The 24692-nt window shown below is 37.7% G+C and carries 23 protein-coding genes; 20 read left to right on the top strand and 3 right to left on the bottom strand.

Annotated features, from left to right (window positions below; genetic code table 11):
* Positions 1-17: 17 nt before the first annotated feature.
* A complete protein-coding gene (locus tag P9E47_RS05295; RefSeq protein ID WP_326162870.1) occupies positions 18-1799 on the top strand; it encodes an ABC transporter ATP-binding protein in 1782 nt (593 codons plus the stop codon).
* Positions 1800-1815: 16 nt separating this feature from the next.
* Here the strand turns inward: P9E47_RS05295 and P9E47_RS05290 are convergent, their stop codons facing one another.
* A complete protein-coding gene (locus tag P9E47_RS05290; RefSeq protein ID WP_326162755.1) occupies positions 1816-3966 on the bottom strand; it encodes an ATP-binding protein in 2151 nt (716 codons plus the stop codon).
* Entirely contained in the window at positions 3938-4660 is a 723-nt protein-coding gene (locus P9E47_RS05285; RefSeq protein WP_003331911.1) for a response regulator transcription factor, read from the bottom strand. Before P9E47_RS05285 ends, P9E47_RS05290 begins: the two co-directional genes overlap by 29 nt.
* 186 nt (positions 4661-4846) lie before the next feature.
* On the opposite strand from P9E47_RS05285, the gene qhpC reads away from it, so the two are divergent.
* The 18 genes from qhpC to perR all read left to right on the top strand — a co-directional run bounded on the left by qhpC (position 4847) and on the right by perR (position 22919).
* A complete protein-coding gene (gene qhpC, locus P9E47_RS05280; protein ID WP_003331910.1) occupies positions 4847-5164 on the top strand; it encodes a quinohemoprotein amine dehydrogenase subunit gamma in 318 nt (105 codons plus the stop codon).
* 14 nt (positions 5165-5178) lie between these two features.
* Positions 5179-6816, top strand: coding sequence for a quinohemoprotein amine dehydrogenase subunit alpha (peaA, locus tag P9E47_RS05275; protein WP_326162754.1), 1638 nt, complete (start codon positions 5179-5181; stop codon positions 6814-6816).
* A 219-nt stretch (positions 6817-7035) separates the two neighbouring features.
* A complete protein-coding gene (locus P9E47_RS05270) occupies positions 7036-8496 on the top strand; it encodes a radical SAM/SPASM domain-containing protein (protein ID WP_326162753.1) in 1461 nt (486 codons plus the stop codon).
* 33 nt (positions 8497-8529) lie between these two features.
* The gene (locus tag P9E47_RS05265) at positions 8530-9594 is read left to right on the top strand and encodes a YncE family protein (protein ID WP_326162752.1); all 1065 of its coding nucleotides are present in this window, start codon (positions 8530-8532) and stop codon (positions 9592-9594) included.
* A 14-nt stretch (positions 9595-9608) separates the two neighbouring features.
* A complete protein-coding gene (locus P9E47_RS05260) occupies positions 9609-10541 on the top strand; it encodes a hypothetical protein (protein WP_326162749.1) in 933 nt (310 codons plus the stop codon).
* Positions 10542-10551: 10 nt separating this feature from the next.
* Positions 10552-11547 carry a peptidase U32 family protein gene (locus P9E47_RS05255; protein WP_003331904.1) on the top strand — a complete coding sequence of 332 codons (996 nt, stop codon included), beginning with the start codon at positions 10552-10554 and terminating at the stop codon, positions 11545-11547.
* Positions 11544-13337, top strand: a complete 1794-nt coding sequence (locus P9E47_RS05250; protein WP_326162747.1) for an ABC transporter ATP-binding protein — start codon at positions 11544-11546, stop codon at positions 13335-13337. The genes P9E47_RS05255 and P9E47_RS05250 overlap by 4 nt, the downstream gene beginning before the upstream one ends.
* Complete coding sequence (qhpE, locus tag P9E47_RS05245; RefSeq protein WP_003331902.1) at positions 13330-14061, top strand: subtilisin-like serine protease QhpE; 732 nt, start codon at positions 13330-13332, stop codon at positions 14059-14061. The genes P9E47_RS05250 and qhpE overlap by 8 nt, the downstream gene beginning before the upstream one ends.
* 31 nt (positions 14062-14092) lie before the next feature.
* Positions 14093-15565, top strand: coding sequence for an aldehyde dehydrogenase family protein (locus tag P9E47_RS05240; RefSeq protein ID WP_003331901.1), 1473 nt, complete (start codon positions 14093-14095; stop codon positions 15563-15565).
* A 158-nt stretch (positions 15566-15723) separates the two neighbouring features.
* Positions 15724-16740 carry an ABC transporter ATP-binding protein gene (locus P9E47_RS05235; protein WP_326162745.1) on the top strand — a complete coding sequence of 339 codons (1017 nt, stop codon included), beginning with the start codon at positions 15724-15726 and terminating at the stop codon, positions 16738-16740.
* Complete coding sequence (locus tag P9E47_RS05230) at positions 16741-17532, top strand: ABC transporter permease (RefSeq protein WP_003331899.1); 792 nt, start codon at positions 16741-16743, stop codon at positions 17530-17532.
* Between the two features lie 8 nt (positions 17533-17540).
* Complete coding sequence (locus P9E47_RS05225; protein WP_326162744.1) at positions 17541-18326, top strand: ABC transporter permease; 786 nt, start codon at positions 17541-17543, stop codon at positions 18324-18326.
* Between the two features lie 72 nt (positions 18327-18398).
* Positions 18399-18830: a potassium channel family protein gene (locus P9E47_RS05220; RefSeq protein ID WP_003331896.1), complete on the top strand. Its 432-nt coding sequence runs from the start codon at positions 18399-18401 to the stop codon at positions 18828-18830.
* Positions 18831-18920: 90 nt separating this feature from the next.
* On the top strand, positions 18921-19394 hold the full coding sequence (gene bcp, locus P9E47_RS05215; protein ID WP_326162742.1) for a thioredoxin-dependent thiol peroxidase: 474 nt from the start codon (positions 18921-18923) through the stop codon (positions 19392-19394).
* 15 nt (positions 19395-19409) lie between these two features.
* Positions 19410-20519, top strand: coding sequence for an aminopeptidase (locus P9E47_RS05210; protein WP_326162741.1), 1110 nt, complete (start codon positions 19410-19412; stop codon positions 20517-20519).
* 330 nt (positions 20520-20849) lie between these two features.
* Complete coding sequence (locus P9E47_RS05205; RefSeq protein WP_326162740.1) at positions 20850-21800, top strand: D-2-hydroxyacid dehydrogenase; 951 nt, start codon at positions 20850-20852, stop codon at positions 21798-21800.
* 2 nt (positions 21801-21802) lie between these two features.
* Positions 21803-22351, top strand: a complete 549-nt coding sequence (locus P9E47_RS05200; RefSeq protein ID WP_326162739.1) for a cob(I)yrinic acid a,c-diamide adenosyltransferase — start codon at positions 21803-21805, stop codon at positions 22349-22351.
* Positions 22352-22481: 130 nt separating this feature from the next.
* Positions 22482-22919, top strand: a complete 438-nt coding sequence (gene perR, locus P9E47_RS05195) for a peroxide-responsive transcriptional repressor PerR (protein WP_003332740.1) — start codon at positions 22482-22484, stop codon at positions 22917-22919.
* Between the two features lie 48 nt (positions 22920-22967).
* On the opposite strand, the gene P9E47_RS05190 is transcribed toward perR, so the two are convergent.
* The gene (locus P9E47_RS05190; RefSeq protein WP_003332739.1) at positions 22968-23327 is read right to left on the bottom strand and encodes a YgzB family protein; all 360 of its coding nucleotides are present in this window, start codon (positions 23325-23327) and stop codon (positions 22968-22970) included.
* A gap of 169 nt (positions 23328-23496) precedes the next feature.
* On the opposite strand from P9E47_RS05190, the gene P9E47_RS05185 reads away from it, so the two are divergent.
* Complete coding sequence (locus P9E47_RS05185; RefSeq protein ID WP_326162737.1) at positions 23497-24372, top strand: nucleotidyltransferase-like protein; 876 nt, start codon at positions 23497-23499, stop codon at positions 24370-24372.
* The last annotated feature ends 320 nt before the right edge of the window (positions 24373-24692 follow it).

The raw sequence follows: 24692 nt of genomic DNA, 5'->3' as shown, positions 1-24692 counted from the left end.
GATTGGAGGTTTTTCATCTGGATAGTATAAAAAGGTATATGAAATTTGTTTATCCATATAAATCGAAAATTGTGATTACAATCATTATTGGATTATTAAAGTTCGGTATACCTCTACTTATGCCATTAATTTTAAAATACGTTCTTGATGACATTATTGGTAGTGAAACAATGGCCACTGATGATAAAATTCATGAACTGTTTATCATGATGGGAATCGCTTTTCTGATATTTTTGGTATTGCGCCCGCCGATTGAATATTTTCGCCAATACTATGCACAATGGGTGTCCAGTAAAATTTTATATGACATCCGTGATCAGTTGTTTTCTCATATTCAGAAGCTTAGTCTTCGCTATTATTCAAATACAAAAGCCGGAGAGGTCATATCAAGAGTAATTAACGATGTAGAGCAAACAAAGTCGTTTGTTATCACAGGTTTAATGAATGTTTGGATTGACATGATGACGATTTTTATTGCGCTTGGGATCATGTTTTGGATGGACGTCAAGTTAACGATTATTGCAATTATTCTATTTCCATTTTACGGATTTTCCGTTAAATATTTTTACGGAAGACTGCGTCATTTAACCAGGGTCCGCTCGCAGGCATTAGCGGAGGTTCAGGGACATTTACACGAGCGCGTCCAAGGGGTTCCAGTGATCCGCAGCTTCGCCTTAGAAGATTATGAACAAAAGGAATTCGATAAGAAAAACCAAAAATTCCTAGATAAAGCGTTAGAGCATACAAGCTGGAATGCGAAAACATTTGCGGTTGTTAATACAATCACTGATATTGCCCCGCTCATTGTCATTGCTTTTGCAGGGTATGCTGTTATTACAAAGGATATCTCGGTTGGTACAATGGTGGCATTTGTCAACTACATGGATAAACTATATAATCCATTACGACGCCTGATTAATTCATCAACCACTTTAACTCAATCGATCGCATCGATGGATCGTGTGTTTGAATTTATCGATGAAGAATATGATATTGTTGATAAGCCAAATGCGGTTGAATTAAAGAAAGTAGAAGGCAAGATTACCTTTGATACAGTAAGCTTTAAATATAATGAAAATGACGCTCTCGTTCTAAAAGAACTCTCCCTTGATGTTAAGCCGGGAGAGACAATTGCCCTCGTTGGAATGAGCGGAGGCGGAAAGTCTTCCCTTGTCAGTTTAATCCCGCGTTTCTATGATGTGACATCAGGAAGTATCTTATTGGACGGCATAGATATTCGTGATTTCAAGGCCCGGACTTTAAGGGATAAAATCGGAATGGTTTTGCAGGACAATATTTTATTTAGTGAATCTGTGAAAATGAATATTTTAATGGGGAACCCGCATGCCACTGACGAGGAAGTCATTCAGGCGGCAAAAGCGGCTAATGCACATGATTTTATCATGGAACTCCCGGATGGGTATGACACAAAGGTAGGCGAAAGAGGGGTCAAGCTTTCTGGTGGTCAAAAACAACGGGTAGCGATTGCCAGAGTATTTTTAAAAAATCCACCGCTGTTAATACTCGATGAAGCTACATCCGCTCTTGACCTAGAAAGTGAGCATTTAATTCAAGAGGCTTTAGATAAATTAGCTAAAGATCGAACCACTTTTATTGTTGCTCATCGGCTTGCAACGATTACGCATGCGGACCGTATTGTTTTAATAGAGTATGGGGAGATTACGGAAGTTGGAACCCATGAGGAATTAATGGAAAAACAAGGGGGCTACTACAACCTCTTTAAAGTACAGCAATTAGATGATGGTAAAACAGAAACAGAATCAATGGTGCAAAAATAGACAAAAGCGTTGAGACTCATGTAGTTTCAACGCTTTTTTGATCTAATGGAATCCTTATTGTAAAAATACTTCCTTTACCGGGAGTACTAGTGACCGTAATCGTTCCCTTATGTTCATTAACAATCTCTTTTACAATCGGAAGTCCAAGACCGTTCCCGGGAATAGTAGAGTTCCGGGATTTATCTATACGGTAAAACCTTTGGAATATAAAAGGAAGCTCTGTTTCCGTAATACCAACTCCATAATCTTTAATTTCAAATAATAACGAATGATCCTCTTCGAACACTCTAATTTCTATAGGTAAATCAATATTATTAGAATATTTAACTGCGTTATCTATTAAGTTATAGATGGCCCTTTTTAAATATTCGGGGTCAGCCATTATCGTCGATAATCCATCTGCGACCATCACATAGAGGTTATTTTCTTTTCCATCATAATGATTCAATAAGTGCCTGAAATATTCTGTTGGATTGACTTTCTGAAAATTATACGAGCTTCTTTTTGATTCTATTGTACTTAATTCATAAAGCCCTTTTGACAAATGCTGGATTGAATTTAAATGACGATAGATTTTGCTTAAATAGACATCGATTTTTTCCTCTGGTATCAAGCCGTCGTTAATAGCCTCAATGTAGCCCATGCAAATGGTTATCGGAGTTTTTAAATCATGGGAAATATTTGAGAAAAGTTCAACACGTGTCTCATCTATGGACTGCAATAATAAATTGGTTTCGGAAAGGGTGCGATTGGCTGACTCAAGCTGTTTTGTTCGTTCTATTACTTTATTCTCTAATTGATTATTCAACTTGATATAATCACTCATTAAATTGTCTAATGCTGCTGACATTTGGTTGAATGCTTGGCTGACTGCTTTAAATTCTTTTAGATTATCAACCATAATGGTTGTATTTAACTTCCCCGCTGTAAGGGCATGTATACCTAATAATAAATTTTGCAACGGACTTGTTGCATAGCGCCATAATCTAAATGATAACATCATAATGATTAAAATAATAACTGCAACAATCGAGATAAACTGTCCAATAAATTGATTACGGTTTTCGTCAATATGTTCATTGGTTATTTCCTTAACGGCTGATATAATTTCTCTTTTTGGAATAACGTATATGAGTTTCCAAGAAGTATCCTTAATGGAGGAAAGCAGCAAATATTTTTCCTCATTATTTATTATTGAAGAAAAGGGTTTAGTACTGTTATATAATTTTTTTCGATAATCAAATGTAAAGTAATTTAAATCATCCATGACCTCATCTTGATTGGCTATAAAGGTTAAGTTGTCATTCATTAAGACTGCATAAGCATCTTTTTCACGAAATTTAAAATTGAGAATGTGATTTAATACACTTGGAATCGTTATATCGACACCAATGATACCAATTTTCTCACCGTTTACGATGATAGGAGTTGATAGTGTAAAAACTTGTTCCCGGTGCGTAATGTCCTGATATACATCGCTGATGGAAACCGTTGGAGAATGATTATGGATATTATCAACTGCAATTTGGTAAAAGGTTTGTTTCGTAAAATCGATATCAGGTTTTAAATATCCTTCTTTAACTTCTTTAGAAAAGTCCAATGCTGGATAAATTCTCGAAGCGGAGTTGGATAAAATTAAATACATGGCAGCCATATGCGGTGTTGATGTGACCGTTTCTTTAAAAAAGGGTTCAAGGTAAGCAGTTCTTGATAAATCATCTAATAATTTAGGGGTTACATCTGTCCGGGCACTAATGATAATGTTCGATTGGTCTAAAGCTGGGCTCGTCCAAGAATATCCTTCTTTTTCCTTAATAGGGTGCAGGTCCGAAATAGATGGGTAGCTTGATTGGTATTGAAAGATATCCTCAGCCATTTTTCTCCCCATTAGAACCTGCTTTTTTGCCTCGTCAATTTTATATTGAATGAGGTCTGCCTGTGTATTAAGATGGGATTGGTGTAACCGGATAATGTCGTTGATCATTTCCTCTTGAATATCGGAGCTTGTATTTATTACGACTCTTTGAACGCTGTGATATGTATAAAGACCAATTAAAAGGAGAGGAATAAATGATAAAAACAAAAAAGAGAGCAAGATATGTGATCTAAATGTCTTAGGTAATATCGGTTGTAAATATTTATAGATAATGTTTGAAAACTTCTTCATTGAATTTGTAACCTGCTCCTCGTATAGTCAAAATAATCCTTGGATTTTTAGGATTATCTCCAATTTTTTTTCGAATATTTCCGATGTGAACGCTTACTGTTTTAGAGTCAATATCTGTATTGAATCCCCATATCCGCTCAATTAAATGTTCAGGATTAAAAACCTGAAAAGGATGCATCATAAAAAATTCTAACAGCTTAAATTCTTTAGCTGAAAGAATTGCACTTTCCCCGCAAACACAACAATCAAATTGGTTCGTATTAATTGTTATAGATTTAGAAGACAAAATTTCTGCCTTTTGATCCATAGAATTAAACCTTCGCATTTGTTGTACTCTTCGTAAATGGGCTTTTATACGTGCTACAAGTTCATTAGGACTGAAGGGTTTACTTATATAATCATCTCCACCAACCGTTAAACCTAGAACTTTGTCCAATTCAGAATCTCTGCAGCTCACAAATAAAACAGGTGCATCAGTAAGGTCTCTGATTTTTGGGCAGATGTCAAAACCACTGGAATCAGGAAGTGAAATATCTAATAGGATTAAGTCTGGGGAAAATTCTCGAATTTTTGTTAATGCTTCTTTCCCGTTCCTTGCTTCAATGAAATGAAACCCTTCCTTAACTAGATACATTTCTATTAATTCACGAATTTCTTCCTCATCGTCAACTACAAGTATCGATCGTTTCTCCATATCACACTCTCCTTCCAGAAGGTAGCTCCGCATAAATTATAGATTTATAGATTAATTTATATAGATAATATATCAAAATTTATAAAAGATTGCGAATTTACTTTATTTTTACTTTATATTTCAAATATTTTTAATCTTCTACCTTAGAATAATGAAGAAATATACAAGCATGAAAGGGGAGTAAAAATGGACCATATTAGACCAATTAACCGTAAAGGCCAAAAAGTAGTAAGAAGTATTGAAGAAAATGAGCAAATGGATGTTCATGGCTTGCAGCTTCCATTTGGTTGTACAACTGTGTTTGACCCAGGGTGGGAAGCTGATTCTTCAGGTATTAGCGCCGCTGGTGGCTGTCAACCGATGGAACGGGATTTATATGGATGCTATGGGGATTGCTGGTGGGCAGCCCAAGTGCCGGATGGCATGACTAAATATCCGGACTGGCACCAAGCCTGTCCTGCAGCAGTCCGTGATTGGCAAAAATTAAAATTTGTTGACGAATAAAAGGAGGAAATAGAATGGGGGGTAAAAAGATTTGGATTATTTTCCTTTTGGCTGTTGTTGTTCTTATTAGTGCAGCATGTACAAATAAATCGACAGAAAAGACAGTTACAGAGGAAAAACAAACCCAAAAAAATGTAGCTAGTGCAGGAGAATGGAGTGATACATTCCAGAAGTCATGCTTAACATGTCACGCTGTTGATGAAAATGGAAAAGTCGCACGTATCAGTGACATAAGAAAAACTCCAGAAGGCTGGGAACAAACGATATTAAGAATGAAAAGAGTCTGGGGATTGGATTTATCGAATGAGGATGCGGCAGCTATTGTTGCTGAATTAAGTACGAAAAATGGTCTTGCCCCGGAAGAGACAGACAAAATTATGTACTGGTTGACAGATACTGGTTCGATTATTGAAAATCCTCCGGAAAATGAATTGATGGCAGAAAGTTGTATTCAATGTCATGCAGGCGCCAGGCCGCTTGCGCAATATAGAACAGAAGATGAGTGGAAAAAGATTAAAGATTTTCATATAGGCATGAATCCATCCATTGTTTATATAATGAGATCTATGGATTGGGTCGATAATGCTGAAAAAATAGCTGAATATTTGGCAAAAACAAATCCAATGGAAACAGAAGCGTGGAAAAAGTGGAAGGAAAGTGGAAAGAAATATGATATTACCGGCGAATGGAAAATAATTGGCTATAGTCCAAGTATGGGATTATATTCAGGCGATGCAACGGTAACTGCTAAAGATAACCATTTTTATGAAAAGAGATCCCTGATGAGGGAAGGAAAAACAACGAACTACGAAGGCAATGTTAATTTATACACCGGTTATTCGCTTCGCAGCAGTCTGGGTAATGAAAATGAAAAACTCCGTGGTGTCTTTAATGTGAATGAAGATGGAAAGTCAATTGCGGGCCAATGGAGTCAGGTGAATGACATGGGTATTTACGGCAAAGAAACCTACTACAAAAAGGGTGAAACCCAGTTGCTGGCAGTTTGGCCAAAGTCGATTAGTAAAGGCAGTGAACAAACGCTTACCGTTTTTGGAACGGATCTACCGCCAGGCTTGAAAAAGGACAACTTTACAACAAATGGTCTCCAAATTACCGAAGTTGTAAAACAAGAAAACGATGAATTACAACTGAAAGTAAAAGTATCAGATAATATCGAAAACAATGTGGTGGAAATTTCCTTAGCTGGTCAACAAGGTACTGTATCTCTAAATGTTTTTGAGAAAGTTGACTATATAAAGGTTACTCCTGAATATGGACTTGCACGTTTGAACTATGATGGACGGAAGCAAAGCGTCCAGTTTGAAGCCATTGCTTATGCAAATGGAAAAGATGGAAAAGCAAATACAGACGACGATGTTGAGATTGGTCCAGTAAATGCGAAATGGAATTTACAAGAATACAAGTTAATGGGAATAGAAGATGAGGATGTTAAATACGTAGGATCATTAAATGAAACAACCGGACTATTTATTCCAAGTGATGGCGGTCCAAACATGAAACGCGAGTGGAATACGAATAATACTGGAAATGTAACCGTTGTCGCAACATATACAGATCCAAAAACTAGCGAAAAGGCTGTTGGAGAAACATTCTTATTTGTAACAGCTCCTGATTTTGTTTATGTGAAATAGCTTAACTTTTTTCAGCGGAATTCTCCCACATTCATAAGTGGTGAGATGAATACAAATTAGCATTTTAATTCAGTGGGGATACAAACCCCGGCTGAATAAAGTTAAAGCCTCCGGCGGATGCCTCAGATTTTTAAAGGTAGTTTTTCGAGCAAGCTCGAAAAAAATCTGGGCGCAAATACGCCAAGGCGTATTTGATAATAATGAGAGGAAGTGTATTTAGTGCAGCCAATAAACACTACTAAAGAAAGTATCTTAAAAATAACGAATGCTCTTTATTTCGAAGTAGATGAAAAAACATATATTTATCATGGTTTAAGTGGGATTATAACCGAATTTGATAGTGTTAGTGCCAAGGTATTAAATACATTTCAACAAAATGAAACACTTACAAGAACTGAAATCATTGAGAAATTACAGGGTGAAATTGACGAAAAAACGATTGAACAAGTGATTGATGAATTCATTCAAATGGAGGTCATAACAGAAAACCATGTAAAAGGTGTTCACAGTCAAACACCGGGTATTCCAGTTGGTGAAAAATGGCCTGTTCAGACTTTAGTCCTTCATCTCATTAATGAATGTAACTTGAGCTGTACGTATTGTTATGCAGGTGGCGGAGATTACGGCAAACCTATGAAAACAATGACGATGGAGACAGCTGAAAAAGCGATTGACTTTTTAATCAAGGAAAGTAAAGATCGTCCAAATATATCGGTAGTTCTTTTTGGAGGGGAGCCTACCATGAATTGGCCCCTATTAAAAAGAATCGTTTCATATGGAAAAGAGGCTGCCGAAAAGGCCAGTAAAACAATTGATTTTTCAATGACGACGAACGGAACATTATTAAATGAAGAACGTATTAAATTTTTGGCAATGAACAATATCGGGGTCACAGTCAGTATGGATGGACCTGAGGAATGGCAAGATAAATTCCGTATCTTTAATAATGGCACAGGTTCATATGAAATTGTCCTAAAGAACGCCAAAAAATTAATAGAGATGCGCCCCAAAAAGCCTGTTGCCGTAAGGGTAACGGTCAATAAAGGATTTCCGTCTGTAAAAGATTTGTTTTATCACTTTATGGATATTGGCTTCCATGAGGTTGGCTTTGCTCCTGTTTCTGCCCAAGATGAAGCCTTTGTACTAAATTCACCTGAATTATGGCGTTTACTTGATGACTTTGAACAATTAACGGAAGACTTCGTCCAAGCAGCTATTCAAGACCGATATTTAGGTTTTTCAAATTTGGTCAATGTTCTTGTTGAACTTCATTCAGGTGTGAACAAAGGCTTTGCATGTGGGGCAGGATTAGGATTTATGGCCGTCAGTCCATCGGGGGATTTATTTCTATGCCATCGCTTTAATGAACAACAAGAATACAAGATGGGTGACATTTTCAACGGAATTAATCAAGATTTCCAGAAGGAATTATTAGGGTCGCTCCATGTCGATAATAAGACAACCTGTTCTTCTTGTGCATTAAAACATACTTGTTCCGGTGGCTGTTATTATGAAGCGTTGGAACAAATGGGGGAAATAACCTCTCCGAATCTGCATTATTGCGGGTGGCAGTATCGGTGGTACAAGATCGGGCTGGCCGCCTATGTACGAATTATGAAAGAAAACCCCACATTTATAGATCGTATAGCTGGACTTACACCAATCTGCCATACGAGTTAATGAAATTGCAATGAAAAAGGAGGTAAACAATGAATGAAATGGAGTAAGCTGAGAACCGCTGCACTAACTGTTATTGTTCTGTGTTTTCTCGTTACGACAGTTGCCCAACCGGGAAAAGCTCAAGGCACAAAAGAAATGCTATACATTGGTGGATATGACGTTGTCTTCGCTGTAGATCCGGAGACGAAAAAGGTAACAGAAATTCCAATAAAAGGTCCGAGTCGGGATACAGTATGGACAAAGGATGGACGCACTATATTTATTAACAGTGGGGGCAGAAAGGAGGTAACCGTTATTGATGCAACAACAAATAAGGTTACAGATACCTTCACGTTTAGTACGAAAGAATATAAAGCGAGTATATACGGGATGGCTGTTGATCCCAAGGGCGAGAAATTTTATGCAACTTTAATGCGTTCTAAATTGGAAGGAACAGAATTTAAAACATTGAACCCGGTTATTCAAGTTATGGATTTGAAAACGAAAAAAGTTGTTAAAGAAATCGATGTTCCTTGGGGAACACATACGCTGCAATTCTTTGCAGATAGGAAAAGATTGCTCGTTTGGTCAAAAGATGTCTATGTCTATGATATCGAGAAAGATGAATTAAAACTTCATACACTAGTTACGAATGCTGATCCGAAAGATGGGTTAGGAGGCTATTTGTATTTTTGGGTGCGGGGGGAAGATAATCATAATGTAGCCCTCGCTACAAATTATAAGTTCTATCCAGAGACAAATAAAGTAACTGAAGGGGTTATACTCTTTGATTTGGAGAAGGGTGAGTATAAAGAGGTAGAATTTGATGATATGATTGGTGCTTTCTCAGGTGCTTCAACTAAGGATGGGAAAACGGCCTACGTCGGACAAAATTATATCGGAAAAGTAAATTTAGAAACTGGAAAGTATGAGAAGGTTGTTCCGAATGTTCCAGGGACGTCTTATGGATTTAATCTAAGCGGTGATGAGAAAACATTATATGTTTCGGGAGCGGGACCGGATGTTAGCTTTTATGATGCCAAAACCCTAGAACTCAAGGAAACTATTGAACTATCAACTGATACCATGGATGTTCGTGTAGTTCAAATTCAACAGTAGGAGAAGTGTTGCTTATGGAATTTGCACTTGCTATTCAATCTACCGATCAAATAACATGTCTGGATCAACCATGGAATATAAGCGATCATTCTCTGATTGAACAAGAAACATTAGGAAATGTACAAAATATTTTACAGTCATTTTGTGAATCGCCCACATTTACACGTCTATATGTTGGATCTGAGTTTTGTCAATATCGACTCCCGAAGGTCCATGATTTAGTGAGAACTTATCACAAAGCGGTAAAGTCGGGGTTTTCATTTACCTTTGTAACTCCCTATGTTACCCAAGCGGGCATGGTGCAGTTAAAACAGTTGTTAGCTGTGCTCCATGAAGAGGCACTGAAAAACAACGATACTATTGAAATTGTTGTAAATGACTGGGGAGCACTATATGAGGTGAACCAGAATTACTCACAATTTCAACCAGTAGTCGGGCGGCTATTAAATAAAATGATTCGTGACCCACGGGTTGCTCATTTATATGACAGGGAAGATGCACCACAAAAAGCAAATGCAGTTTTACAGACACCTGCTGTTTCAGTTTCATATTTTAAAAGATTTTTACAGACCAATCAGGTAAAGCGGATTGAGTTTGATAATCTAATTCAAAATATGGGAAGTCCATTGGGAGAAGAAGATTTTTCTTCTTCTCTCCATATCGGCTTTGGCGTTATCGCATCGGGGCGGTCTTGTTTAGTTGGTACACTGCATAGACCAAAGGAAGAAAAGTTTAAAGGTGAAGTGAAATGCAAACAACAATGTCGTCATTATCAAGTTGAACTCTTGTCCAAAAAAGAAAGGCTAGGTGCACTTCCAACCCGTAATATTCAAAAAGGAAACTCAGTCTTTTATCAACAAACGGAGGAATTATTAGTAAAAGGGATTCAATGGGCGCTTGAAAAAAATGTAAATCGGCTTGTCGTAAGTCCAAAAATACCGGTATAGGGGGGAGAATATGAAGGTATTGGCACCGATTAGTAGTGTGCAAGAAGTAGATATGCTTATTTATAGTGGTGCGGAAGAATTTTATGTCGGTTTTATCCCATATGAATGGATAAAATCTTTTACAAGCGGGATTTGGATGAATCGTCGGGCTCCACAGGCTAGTATCCCCTCCCACGAAGAATTTGCAAGTTTGGTAGACCGTGCACATAGGCACGGGGTTGATGTATTTATGACATTGAATGCCCCATATTATGTGGAGGATCAGTATCCGTTACTCTTGGAAATTGTTCATCAAGCCTTTCAAGCAGGAACGGACGGTTTTATTGTAAGTGATATAGGATTAATGTTGGCGATAAAAGACCGTATTCCGGACGCCAACATCCATGTTAGCAGTTTAGCAACACCTATAAATAGCTCAAGCGTTCATTTGTATCGTGAACTAGGTGCCTCTCGTATTGTTTTCCCGAGGAGTCTTTCATTGGCTGAAATGAAAGAAATTATCGACGAAGGTGGAAGTGACTTAGAGTATGAGCTTTTTATCTTAAATGACGGATGTATTTATGAAGAGGGATTTTGTTTTACTACTCATAATCAGGTTGGTGCCTTTTGCTCTACTACAAATTGGGATTTTCAATTTATGTCTACAAAAGGCAGTAAGCAACTAACTTCACTTGAACAAAATGCGCTGGATAAACATCTAAAAGATTATCAAGACTTTGTTTGGTTCACACATAGCTGCGGATGTTCCGTGTCGGATCATGGAATGCCGCTTGGACCATGTGGATTATGTGCCCTCCCTGACATTTACCGTTTGGGTATTGATTCTTTAAAAATTGTCGGCAGGGAGGCGGATTCTTACCGAAAGCTTGCAAGTGTTCAACTTGTTAGTTCGGTGGTCAAATCTGTCCGTGAAGGAATGAATGATGGAGAGGTTAAAGCGAAAGCAAAACGAATTCGTAAGACACCTGAGCATTGTGAATCAGGGTACATGTGCTATTACAGATGAGGACCTTGTTTTCCCTTAAATGGATCATTCCGTTTATTAAACCATATAGAGTTGTATTAGCATTCATTATCTTGGTTGCGATCTGCAGCACAACTTTAAGCTTATCCTATCCATTTTTATCAAAGATTTTAATTGATGATGTGTTGATTAATAACAAATATGAACTACAAACCGTACTCCTAATTGGCGTAGGAATGATGATGACTGGTGTCCTTCTCCAGGCAGTGAATAGTTTCATTTACTTGAGGGTAACCCTGTTAATTTTAAAATCCCTCCGGGTTGATTTTTTCGGGCGGATACAAAGGAATGTGTATGATTTTTTTATTCGAAACAAAGTTGGGGATATCACAACTCGTCTGAATGGAGATTTGAATGAAATTCAAAGCTTTGTAACAGATGGTGCCCTGCAGTTTATTACGAATCTACTTACCTTATCTTTTATTACTGGAATGCTTATCTTCTTAGATTGGAAATTATTTTTGTATGCGCTTATTTTTATTCCAGTCCTACTAGGGTCACTTCTTTATTTCCGGCCGAAAATAATAAACTGGACGAGAAAAATTCGTGAACATCACAGTGATATTCAAGCACATATGATTGAAACTTTTTCTAACATTCGCTTAATAAAGTTATCGGCAGCGGAACAACAGCAAGGTGAGAAATTAAATCAAAAGATTACAAGATTAAATCGTGATACTTTATCGCTTTCAATCATTCAAAGCTTAGCAGAAGGAATTCCGCGAACTGCAATTGGTTTTTCAACAGGCTTTGTGTTTTTAGTAGGTGGATCAAATGTCATCGATGAATCTATGACACTTGGAAGCTTGTTAGCTTTTATTACTTATCTAGGACGCTTTTACAGTCCAATCCAAAGCTTGGCAGGTTTATATTTACGTTTTCAAAGAGTTCGCGTTTCAGTGGATAGAATTCATGAGTTTATTTATAACTCTGAGAAAGAAGATACCAAGACTAAAGAAACTGTTTCCTATGGAACAAAAGGGATTAGTTATGATTTTACTTTACTTGAATATAATCAAGTATCTAAATGGACAGGAACTGCCGGGCAGACACTGATTAATGTTAATTTAAATTTAAGGCCTAATGCAATTGCAGCTTTAATTGGACCAAGTGGAGCCGGTAAAACAACGTTGGTTGATACAATGGTTCGTTTAACCCCGATAACGGGTGGTACAATCCGTTTTCAAGGAGAGGACATATCCGAGATTCCGCTGAGCCGCTTACGGAGAGAAATTGTGATTGTATCACAAGAGCAGGAAATGCTTAATGGAACGATTATAGATAATTTACTAATTGGTTTTTCGGACTTGGAAAAAAGGCAATTGACACAGGTAGAAATTGAAAGATGCTGCGAGCAAACTGGTATTTTAGGTGTTATTCAATCATTGCCTGACCAGTTTGAGACAGTTGTTGGCCAAAGAGGAAAGAGGTTATCCGGTGGTGAAAAACAACGACTGGCGATTGCTGGAGCATTGCTGAAAAATCCGGTCCTTCTAGTACTAGATGAAGCAACTTCTGGATTAGACCAAATTTCGGAAAGACAGCTTTTTCTAGCACTAAAAGAATGGGTGGGAACGGGTCCAATGGGAAAAGGGATTTTAATTATTTCACACCGGCTTTCATCTATGAAATTAATGGATCAAATCTTGCTTTTTGAAGATGGGCAAGTTGTAGATCAAGGAAAACATGGAGCACTTGAAGAACGTTCAATCTTATATCAGGAGTTGGTAAAGAGCGAATTTAAAAGGGAGGTGCCAGCAAATTTTGACTGATGCTAACATCATAAAACCGATAAATGTTCACAAAATAAATACTTCTTATACTGGGAAAGGTGTAACGGTTGCCGTTATTGATAGTGGAATTAATCCATATCATTCCCATGTAAACGGTGTAGAGGGAGGCATTCAAATTCGTGTGAACCGGGAGCAGTATATCGAATATCATCATGACTATCGTGATCGACTTGGGCATGGAACCGCAGTGGCAGCAGCGATCAGAGGAGTAGCGAAAGAAGCTGATTTATATGGCGTCAAAATCTTCGATGATAAATTAATGACCTACCCATCTATTCTAGCAGAAGCGATTGAGTGGTCAATTGAAAACCATGTCCAAATCATCCATCTAAGTCTTGGGCTTACTCAAGATCATGCCGGGGTTAAAGACGCTTGTAAAGCTGCGATAGAGAACAATATTACAATTGTGGCTGCGATGGACCGTGAACGAGGAATGATTTATCCTGGCTCCTATCCGGATGTATTTCATGTTCAATCTGGGGAGGTGGGTCGTAATGAATGGGCTTTTCATGAAGACGGGTCGTTCATAGCTTGTGGTTTTCCTCGTGAATTACAAGGTCCTACACAATTGTATAACATCCATGGACATAGCTTTGCTGCTGCTCATTTCACTGCTTATTTGGCTTTGTTACTTGAAGAGCATCCGGAATGGACCTGTCGCCAGTTATGGGCATATGTTGAAACATTAAGGTCATATGAATAATCAAAATAAATATAAAATGGGGGAAAAATGTATGGTAAAAGAGTACAAATTATTTATTGATGGGCAATGGGTAGATGCTGTTTCTGGAAAGACTTTTAAATCCTATAATCCAGCTAATGGAGAACTTAATGGGATTATAGCTGAAGCGGACCGTGAAGATGTTGACTTAGCTGTAAAGGCAGCAAGAAAAGCATTTGAGAGCGGTCCATGGGCACAAATGGCTCCAAGTGACCGTGGAAGATTGCTATATAAAGTAGCCCAAAAATTATGGGAGAATGTAGATTATTTAGCGGAAGTTGAATCAAAGGATAATGGACTTACGATTAATGAAACAAAATATATTGCGATTCCGGCCTCTATTGATGTTCTAGAGTTTTATGCAGGACTAGCTAATAAAATCCAAGGGGATACACTAAGTTCACCTGGAAATCGTTTAAATATCACGCTTCGTGAACCATTAGGGGTTATTGGTGCCATTGTTCCTTGGAATTTCCCAATTATGCTAACAATGTGGAAGCTTGCACCTGCGTTAGCGGCTGGAAATACGATTGTCATTAAGCCATCCGAAGAAACACCTATTAGTGTTTTAGAGTTGGCTCGCTTATTTCAAGAAGCAGGTATTCCTGACGGTGTAATCAATGTTGTTAATGGCTATGGCCATACTGCCGGGGATGCATTGTCCTCACATCCAGGTGTTGATAAAGTTGCATTTACAGGTTCTACACATACTGGAAGATTGATTATGCAAGCAGCAAGTAAAAACTTAAAACCTATTTCCTTAGAGTTAGGCGGAAAATCACCAAATATCATTTTTGATGATGCGAATATTGAAGATGCCGTTAATGGGTCATTATTTGGAATTTATTTTGCCCAAGGTCAAGTTTGTGCGGCAGGTTCTCGTTTGTTTGTTGAGGATTCTGTATACGATAAGTTTATGTCAGCTTTTGTTGATAAGGCAAAATCGATTCGTGTTGGAAATCCACTAGATCCAGCGACACAAATGGGACCACAAATTTCAGCTGCCCATCTAGGCAAGATTGAAAAATATGTACAGATCGGATTAGACGAAGGAGCAAAGCTAGTGACTGGTGGAAGTCGTCCTGACTTAGGGGTAAATGGAAATTTCTTTACGCCAACTATTTTTGAAAACGTATCTAATGATATGACAATTGCCCGCGAAGAAATTTTTGGACCAGTTGTTTCCGTTATCCGCTTTAAGGATGAGGAAGATGCATTAAGAAAAGCAAATGATACATTATACGGTCTTGCATCTGGTTTATGGACGAATGACGTAAAACGAGCATTCCGCATGGCAAAGGGCTTAAAGGCTGGTACTGTCTATGTGAATACATTTAGCATGCTTGATAGCACTGCTCCTTTTGGAGGAACAAAGCAAAGTGGATTTGGCCGCGAATTAGGTATAGAGGCTCTTAGCATGTATACCCAAACAAAACATGTATGGGTCGATTTAAGTCCTCAAGCGTTAAATTGGTATGGTTTATAAGAAAAGCGAAAGCACCCAGTATTAAAAAAAAGCGTTGAAAATTTTTAAGTTTCAACGCTTTTTTTTTATTGGATAGAAGTTGTTGAGCATGATTATTGTCTATCAATCGACAATTAGATAGACTTACTTTGTGTGTGTTTGAAGAAAGGAAGAACAAAATGGACTATATAATAGATGTTGAACATTTGCGAAAAGAATTTAAATCCTATTCAAGCCGCGGCGGATTAAAAGGGGCCTTTCGTGACCTTTTAAATCGAAAGTACAAGATTGTTCCAGCGGTAGAGAATATCTCGTTAAAAGTTAAGCCAGGTGAGATGGTCGGCTATATCGGTGAAAATGGAGCCGGAAAATCGACAACGATTAAGATGCTAACAGGAATACTGGAGCCAACATCTGGTAAGGTTCGAGTGAATGGCATGAATCCGCACAAGGAGCGGGAAAGATTCACGCAAACAATTGGCGTTGTCTTTGGGCAAAGATCGCAATTATGGTGGGATATTGCTGTTCAGGAATCATTTCGGCTTCTGAAAAAGGTGTATAAAGTATCGGATCAGGATTATAAAGATCACATGGAGCATGTAATTGAAACGCTGGATATCGGTCCGTTATTAGATAAACCGGTCAGAAAGCTTTCACTTGGACAAAGAATGCGCTGCGAACTGGCTGCCGCTTTAATTCATAATCCGCCCTTATTGTTTTTGGACGAGCCTACAATTGGGTTAGATGTATTAGTGAAACTGAAAATCAGAGAGTTTTTAAAAGAAATTAATGAAAAATACAATACAACAATTTTACTGACTACCCATGATTTATCCGATATTGAAGCATTGTGTGAACGTGTCGTCATGCTTGATGAAGGTAAAATTATTTATGATGGAAGCTTAGTGGACCTCCGTTCCAATTGGGGCGACCGGAAACAAATCCAGTTTCAATTCGTCTACCCAACGACAATTGAGCACTTAGAAAAAATAACAACAGATCTTGAAGTCGATTGGCAAAAAGGGGAACAGGACAATAGCTGGATCGCAAATGTAGGTAATCAAGATGACACGGTTTCAACGATTATTACTAGAGTGGTTGCCAATAATCAAATCAGCGATATGAAAATTAATGAAATTTCCACAGAAGAAATAGTCCGAAATATTTATGAACAAGGAATTAAGGTGCAGATATAGATGTCAAAATATATAGAAATGATTCGTATTCGCTTTTTAATGATGCTTGCTTACCGGACTAATTATTATAGCGGGATTTTAGTTTATAGCATTAATATTGGGGCTTACTATTTTTTATGGACCGCCATTTATGGGGATAAACAATCGATCGAGGGGTTGTCTGTTACACAAATGGTCACGTATATTGCGGTTGCTTGGATGGCACGCGCTTTTTATTTTAACAATATCGACCGTGAAATTGCCCAAGAAATAAAGGATGGGAAGGTCGCCGTTGAACTCATTAGACCTTACAATTACCTCACGATGAAGATGATGTCAGGGCTCGGAGAAGGCATGTTCCGTTTATTATTTTTCTCCTTGCCGGGAATGGTGATTGTTAGTTTGATTTTTCCACTTGATTTTTCAAGCAGCCTTAGTACTTGGGGGTACTTTGGAATGTCGACTGTTTTAAGCTTTATTGTTAATACTGAAATCAATTTATTGACAGGCATGATGACCTTTTTCATTTTTAATATTGCTGGGCTGTTACGTGCGAAGCGGGTCATTATTGATTTGTTTTCCGGTTTGCTTTTGCCTATTAGTTTTTATCCGGGCTGGGCGCAGGAGATTATGGGATTTTTACCTTTTCAAGCAATTAGCTATATTCCGAGCATGATCTTTACAGAGGGGTTACAAGGAAGTGCGATGTTCCAAGCGCTGTTCTTCCAATTGATTTGGGCGCTATTACTTCTCGTACCCATTCAGACTTTGTGGGTTGTGGCTAGGAGAAAGCTTGTTGTACAAGGAGGGTAAAATAGAATATGTTTTATGTATCGATGTTTTTTCAATATATGGGCCAATATATGAAAACTAGGCTGGAGTACCGGGCGGATGCCGTTGTCGAAATTGGCTCTGATCTTTTATTTCAAGCGGTGAATTTAATTTTTATTGTTGTCGTTTTTGGTCATACCCAGTTTTTAGGTGGGTGGAGTCAGGATGAGATCATTTTTATTTATGGATTTTTTCTCGTTCCATATGCTCTTTTTTCTGCTTTTTTTAATATATGGGATTTTAATGACAGGTACATTGTCAAAGGTGAAATGGACCGAATCTTAACAAGGCCTATTCATAGTTTGTTCCAAGTTGTTCTCGAAAGAATGGAGCTTGAAGCCCTATTTGGTATTATTACAGGATTAATCATTATGTTTTATGCGGGAGGCCATTTGGACTTACAGCTCCATTGGTATGATATTTTTGTTTTTATTGTGATGGTCATTGGCGGCATGCTCATTTATGCGGGTATTTTTATTTCATTAGCGAGTATCGGATTTTGGTCGGATGCGCGCACAGATATTATGCCGATGGTGTATAACATCGGGAATTATGGGCGCTATCCGGTCAATATTTATAACGGAGTAATCCGCTTTATCTTAACTTGGATTTTGCCGTTTGCCTTTGTGGGTGTTTATCCTTCCGCTTACTTTTTAGGAAGACATGAGTGGTTTGGGTTTGCATTTTTAACACCATTAATGGGGATCATCTTTTTTATGTTTGCGATTTGGTTTTGGAATAAAGGAGTTAGAAAATATCGGGGGGCAGGTAACTAAAATTTCGTTTTTTTCCAATTACTAAAATTTGTCCTTCCTTCATATGGATATAGGGAAGGCGGGTGAATGGACATGTTGCTTATCCTTGTTGGTTCGGTCCTTGGATTAATCTATAAAAGCTTGGAATGGATATGGATTAGCGATAACTTCCAGAGGAATCGTAAACATCTTTTTTCGTTTGAAAATTTTCTTTTACTGATTATTACCTATGTGATTTTACTGGTCGGCTTCGGCTTTATTTATACGATGATCGAAGCATCAGGGACATCGATTATCTTGGAATCGGGGAATGAGGTAGAGCCGCCATTCCTACATAAAATGGGCACAGGGATGTATTTTAGTGCAGTCACATTATTTTCGCTTGGCTATGGGGATGTGGTGCCAATTGGGGTGGGCCGTCCTTTGGCTATGCTAGAAGCGTTAATCGGTTATTTGTTGCCGGCAGCATTTGTGATGAGGACTGTTATTGATTTTGAAGGCTCTCTTTTTAAAGAAAGGGGTTAATCTTTGTTATAAAAGGGTAATAATTTGTAATAGGCTGAAATTTTAGATAATCTGTTGAATAATTAATAACAAATTACGGAGGTAATAATAATGGCAGTAGAGATCGGAACAAAAGCACCGGATTTTGAATTACCAGCAAGTAATGGTGAAATGGTCAAATTATCGGATTTCCTAGGTGACCGGCATGTTGTTTTATATTTTTACCCAAAGGATATGACACCAGGGTGTACAACGGAGGCTTGTGATTTTCGTGATAAGCATGAAAGCTTTGCCGAATTAAATGCAGTAATACTTGGGGTAAGCCCTGATCCGATGAATCGTCATGATAAATTTATCGAGAAATATGATTTGCCTTTTTTACTTTTAGCGGATGAGGAAAATAAGGTAGCTGAGGCTTATGATGTATGGAAGTTGAAAAAAAACTTTGGTAAAGAATATATGGGAATTGAGCGCTCGACGTTTGTCATTGCTAAAGATGGCCAGCTTGTAAAGGAATGGCGTAAAGTAAAGGTAAAAGGCCATGTAGACGAAGCTCTTCAATTTATTAAAGACAATTTAGCATAAGGAAGTGTACCTTGAATGGTAGATCCGCGAATTAAGCAGTTAGCAAAGACGATATTAGCTCACTCGGTAAAATTGCAAAGTAAACAACGTGTCATGATTAAAGGTCATGTCAATGCCAAGCCGCTTATTTTGGAGCTTATTGATCAAACGTATCAACTTGGGGCCTATCCTTATGTTGAAATGTTGGATGATGATATTTCAAGACAATTGTTTATGGGTTATGAAAAAGAACAGCTTGAGACAATTCGTGATTGGGATATGAAGAAATATCAGGATGTTGATGCTATTGTAGTGATCATCGGAGAGGAAAATGATGCTGAGTTAGCCGATGTTCCCCGTGAAAAGTTTCGCATTCGTGGAGAAGTAATGAAACCGGTGCAGCAATTTTACATAAATAATCGTAAATGGGTATTATTAAACTTCCCAACTAGAGGGCTAGCCCAAAAGGCCGGGATGAGCTCCCCTAAATTTGCTGATTTCTTATTAGATGTATGTAATGTAGATTATCAAAAAATGGCCGAAGCGATGAAGCCATTAAAAGAGTTGATGGAAAAAACAGATCGTGTTCGGATTGTTGCACCTGGAACGGACCTTACTTTTTCAATCAAAGGCATCCCAGCGATTATGTGTGCAGGCGAAAATAATATTCCTGATGGGGAAGTGTTCACCGCGCCTGTAAGGGATAGTGTTAATGGTACGATTACCTATAATACACCATGCCCCTATCAGGGGACTACATTCCGGAATGTTTCACTAACCTTTAAGGATGGGAAGATCGTTGAAGCTCGTGCTGACCAAACTGAAAAAATAAATGAAATCTTTGATATCGATGAAGGTGCGCGTTATGTAGGGGAATTTGCCATTGGCGTCAATCCGTTAATCCGTGAGCCGATGGGCGATATTTTATTTGATGAAAAGATTTGCGGCAGTCTCCATTTTACACCGGGAGAAGCCTATGAAGAGGCGTTTAATGGGAATCGTTCCTCGATTCACTGGGATATGGTGTTAATTCAGCGGCCTGAATACGGTGGCGGTGAAATTTATTTTGATGATGTATTAATACGAAAAGATGGATTGTTTGTAGTTCCTGAGTTGGAAGGATTAAATCCGGACAGGTTGAAGTAGGATGGTGCAGCATTGTCTAGCTACCGCGCCTATCGCCTAGCAAACTTCAGGTCTCCTCCCTACGATAAGTCAACTAAGAATTGCTAGCGCAATTCAAGTTTCCTTTATCTCAGTCGAAGACCCTCCAGTTTGTACGGCGATGAGCAAGGCGCTTCCGCTTTTCTAAAAAGCCTATTTTTCGATAATACAGGCAATAACCTATACCAAAAAGACTTAAAGTACGTATAGTAAAGTGTAGGGCATACCTCCTCAGATGATAGCATTGAATGCGGGATACTAAATCTCGCATTTTTTTTGTACTTTTGTATAATGAACCTAGGGGTGAGTTTGGTGAAAATAGTAACATCATTTAATATAAATCCAAAAATCCAAAATGAACTTATGGAAAAATTTCCGAATATTGAGTTTTCGTTCCATGGGGCGATGAAAGAGGCAGTGACCGAAATTGACAGTGCTGAGATTTTAGTTTCATATGGTGGGGATTTAAATGAAGAAGTGATTAATAAAGCTGCCAATTTAAAATGGATTATGGTTTTTTCAGCCGGCATAGAAAAACTACCTTTTGAAACAATCAAACAAAAAGGGATTCTCGTTACAAACGCACGGGGAACTTCCAAAATACCAATGGCTGAATACACAATGGGGATGATCCTGCAGGTTGCAAGAAAAACCAAACAGCTGATTGAAAACGAAAAGCGGGAAGAATGGAATCGAAGATTAAAAATGATTGAGATTTCAGGGGCAACGATTACGATTATTGGTACAGGATCAATTGGTTCAGAGATTGCTAGACTTGCCAGAGCCTTTGGAATGAAAACGGTTGGAATCAATCGAAGTGGCCGGAGTGTAGAATATTTTAATGAAGTATATCCTGTAACGGAAATGGACAAGGCAATTGAACAAGGTGATTACATTGTTTCGGTATTACCTAGTACACCTGATACATATCATTTATTAAAAGAACAGCATTTCAAAATAATGAAAAATGATTGTTTATTTATGAATATAGGTAGGGCAAGCCTTGTAGATGAAAATGTTTTAATAAAAGCGCTTGAAACGGATGAGATTGCTCATGCTGTTTTAGATGTTTTCGAGACAGAACCTTTGCCAAAAGGGCATCCATTTTGGCAAATGGAAAATGTTACGATTACCCCACATCTTTCAGGGGTTTCTCGACAATATCTATTAAGGTGCATAGAAATATTTGAACACAATCTTAAGCAATATTTATCAGGTGAAAATAATTTGATCAATGTCATTGATTTAGATCGGGGGTATTAGGGATGAAAATTTATACAAAAACAGGTGACAAAGGAACAACATCCTTGGTCTACGGGGAAAGGGTATCAAAAACGGACTCGCGAGTAGAAGCCTATGGTACTTGTGATGAAGCCAATTCAATGATTGGGCTAGCACTAAGCCATCTTAACAATGAAGAATTTGAAGGGAAAAAGGAAATACTTGAAGTATTTCATCGAATTCAAACAAGCCTATTCCATGTCGGTGCTGAATTATCTACACCGGTAGGAAAAGAAGTGAAATGGAAGGTTTCTCCGAATGACATTACGGAACTAGAACAGGTTTTGGATAAATGGGACGAAAAAATTCCTCCATTGCAAAACTTTATTTTACCAGGAGGACATCCATCCGGTGCTGGGTTGCATGTTGCCAGAACAATCGTTAGAAGGGCTGAACGAAAAGCGGTGGCCATTGGGGAAGATGTAAATCCATTAGTATTATCCTATTTAAATCGTCTTTCAGACTTTTTATTTGTTGCAGCACGCTATATTAATTATTGTTTAAAAACTGAAGAACTCGGCCTACACCAATGAACTAGTCTGGACATGGATCATGAAAGCGTCTCCCAGTATTGACAATCCTGTTACTTGGAATATATAATGGTTATAAGATTATAACTATTATAAAGTAATAATTTATACATGGAAAAGAGGTGCATGACGCATGTCTGAATTACGTATTCAAGAAGCGATGGAAACATTAAAAGGGTCAGGAGTTCGAATCACTCCGCAACGTCATGCGATATTGGAGTATTTGCTTCAATCAATGTCACACCCGACCGCGGATGATATATATAAAGCGCTTGAAGGGAAATTCCCGAATATGAGCGTGGCAACTGTATACAATAACTTACGTGTGTTTAAAGATGTTGGCTTAGTACGAGAGTTAACATATGGAGACTCATCAAGCCGTTTTGATTGTAACATTTCAGATCACTATCATGTCATTTGTGAAGAATGCGGCAAGATTGTCGACTTCCATTATCCAGGATTTTATGAAGTCGAAAAACTTGCTGAGCATGTCACCGGATTTGACGTAAGCCATCATCGTATGGAAGTATACGGAACATGTCCGGAATGTAGAGATATTAAAAGGCATTAAAAAAACATGGTCATTATGCTGATAAAGCGAATGGCCATGTTTTTTTGTTTATGATTTTGATTTTTTCTTTGAGTTATATTTTTCGTCAAATTCTTTTCCTTCAAGGTTTGGATCCAATGTTAGCTGTTCATTACAGTACATACATAAATCAACCCTGCCAAGCATTTTTGTCGGCTTGTTACAGGACGGACATATGACTTGGACGGTTTTGGTCGAGAGCATGCCGATCCAAAAGTAAACGAGCGTACTTGCAATAATAAATAGAAAGCCAAGAATTATAAAAGTGATCATCAGCCAAGCGCTAGTTTTAAAGAATATACCTATGTACATGATTCCGATGCCAAGGAAAATAAGCAAAAGGGCAAATGTACGTATTTTATTTATTTTACTTGAATATTTTAATCCCATTTTATCCCTCCTAAATAAGCATTATATCATATTCGCAAATTTATTCGTTACCATAGCAGTAAATTTTTTGTCGAAAAAAGGTATTTAAGACTTAGTGTAGAAATTATATATAACTGAAAAAATTTTGCGAAAAGCGAATAGGATAGAAGAGGTTTATGGAGGAATAGTTATGGAAAACTTACTACGGCCGATATATGAGACATTTGAAGGCCGTGAAGAAACCTTGGGAATATTAGTTTTAGAAAAAAAGAAAACAAACAGTCCACTAACGGAGCAATTCGATGCTTTAATCATCATAATAGTGAAGAATGATGCAAATATGGATTCTCCTTGTAATGTGGAACACTATAGCATAGAAAATAATAGTATTGCCGTGAACATCATTTCGGAAAACAAGTTTTTAAAATGGTTGCCAAGTGGAAATTTCCGAAGAAACCTATTGTGGGTAATTAATGGACAAATCGTGTTTGATCGGGATGGCTATTTAGAAAACCTTAAAAACAATTTATTTGAAAATCCAATCGAAACTAGGAAAAAGAAAATAGCAATGGAGTTTGCTGAATTAATCCGTAGTTGTTCAATTGGAAAAGAACTATATGACGGAAAGCAGTATTTAGATGCATTCAATCAAATGGTTCAATCATTGCACCATCTTGCGAGACTGTCTGTACTTGAGCATGGCTTTTATCCGGAAATTACAGTATGGAATCAAGTCAAAAAGATCGAACCGGAAGTGTATGCATTATATTTGGAATTAGTCGAAAGCACTGAATTAATCGAGAAGCGGGTAGAGCTTTTATTGTTAGCGATCGAATTTGCGATTAGCTCCAGGGCAAGGATTGGAAGTAGTTATCTAATAGAAATAATGAAATCCAAAGAGGACGCATGGACTATTTCAGAACTAGTCAATGAACCGAAACTAAAAGAACTTGCAAAAGATTTAGGATTACTTCTGCAATATTTATATGCAAAAAATATAGTGCAAATTGAAACTAAAGAGATTGAAGGTCCTGGCATATATCAAATGCAATATAAAGTAAGATAAAAAGTTGTTGACTTTAATAATGCTAACATGCTATATTAAGAACCGTCGCTGCAAACATAAATTAGTGGCGGTTTTAATTTTTAAAGAATCTCTTGACTTACTGTCGTGATGGTGGTAAATTAAGAAAGTCGCTGTTTGAAGAAAACGATAAAAACTTTTTAAAAAAAGTTGTTGACTTCTACGAAACAGTTTGATATGATAATAAATGTCGCTGAAAGAACTCAGTTGACAAGATTGAAATGATCTTTGAAAACTAAACAAAATGTCAAGCGTGCAAATATAGTTGAACATCAAGTTCAACAAACAAGTCAGTATTAATT

Origin of the sequence: Schinkia azotoformans, assembly GCF_035811335.1 — a bacterium.
Lineage (GTDB): Bacteria > Bacillota > Bacilli > Bacillales > Bacillaceae_J > Schinkia > Schinkia azotoformans.
The sequence above is the reverse complement of the archived record's forward strand: the minus strand, read 5'-3'. Positions and strand labels throughout refer to the sequence as shown.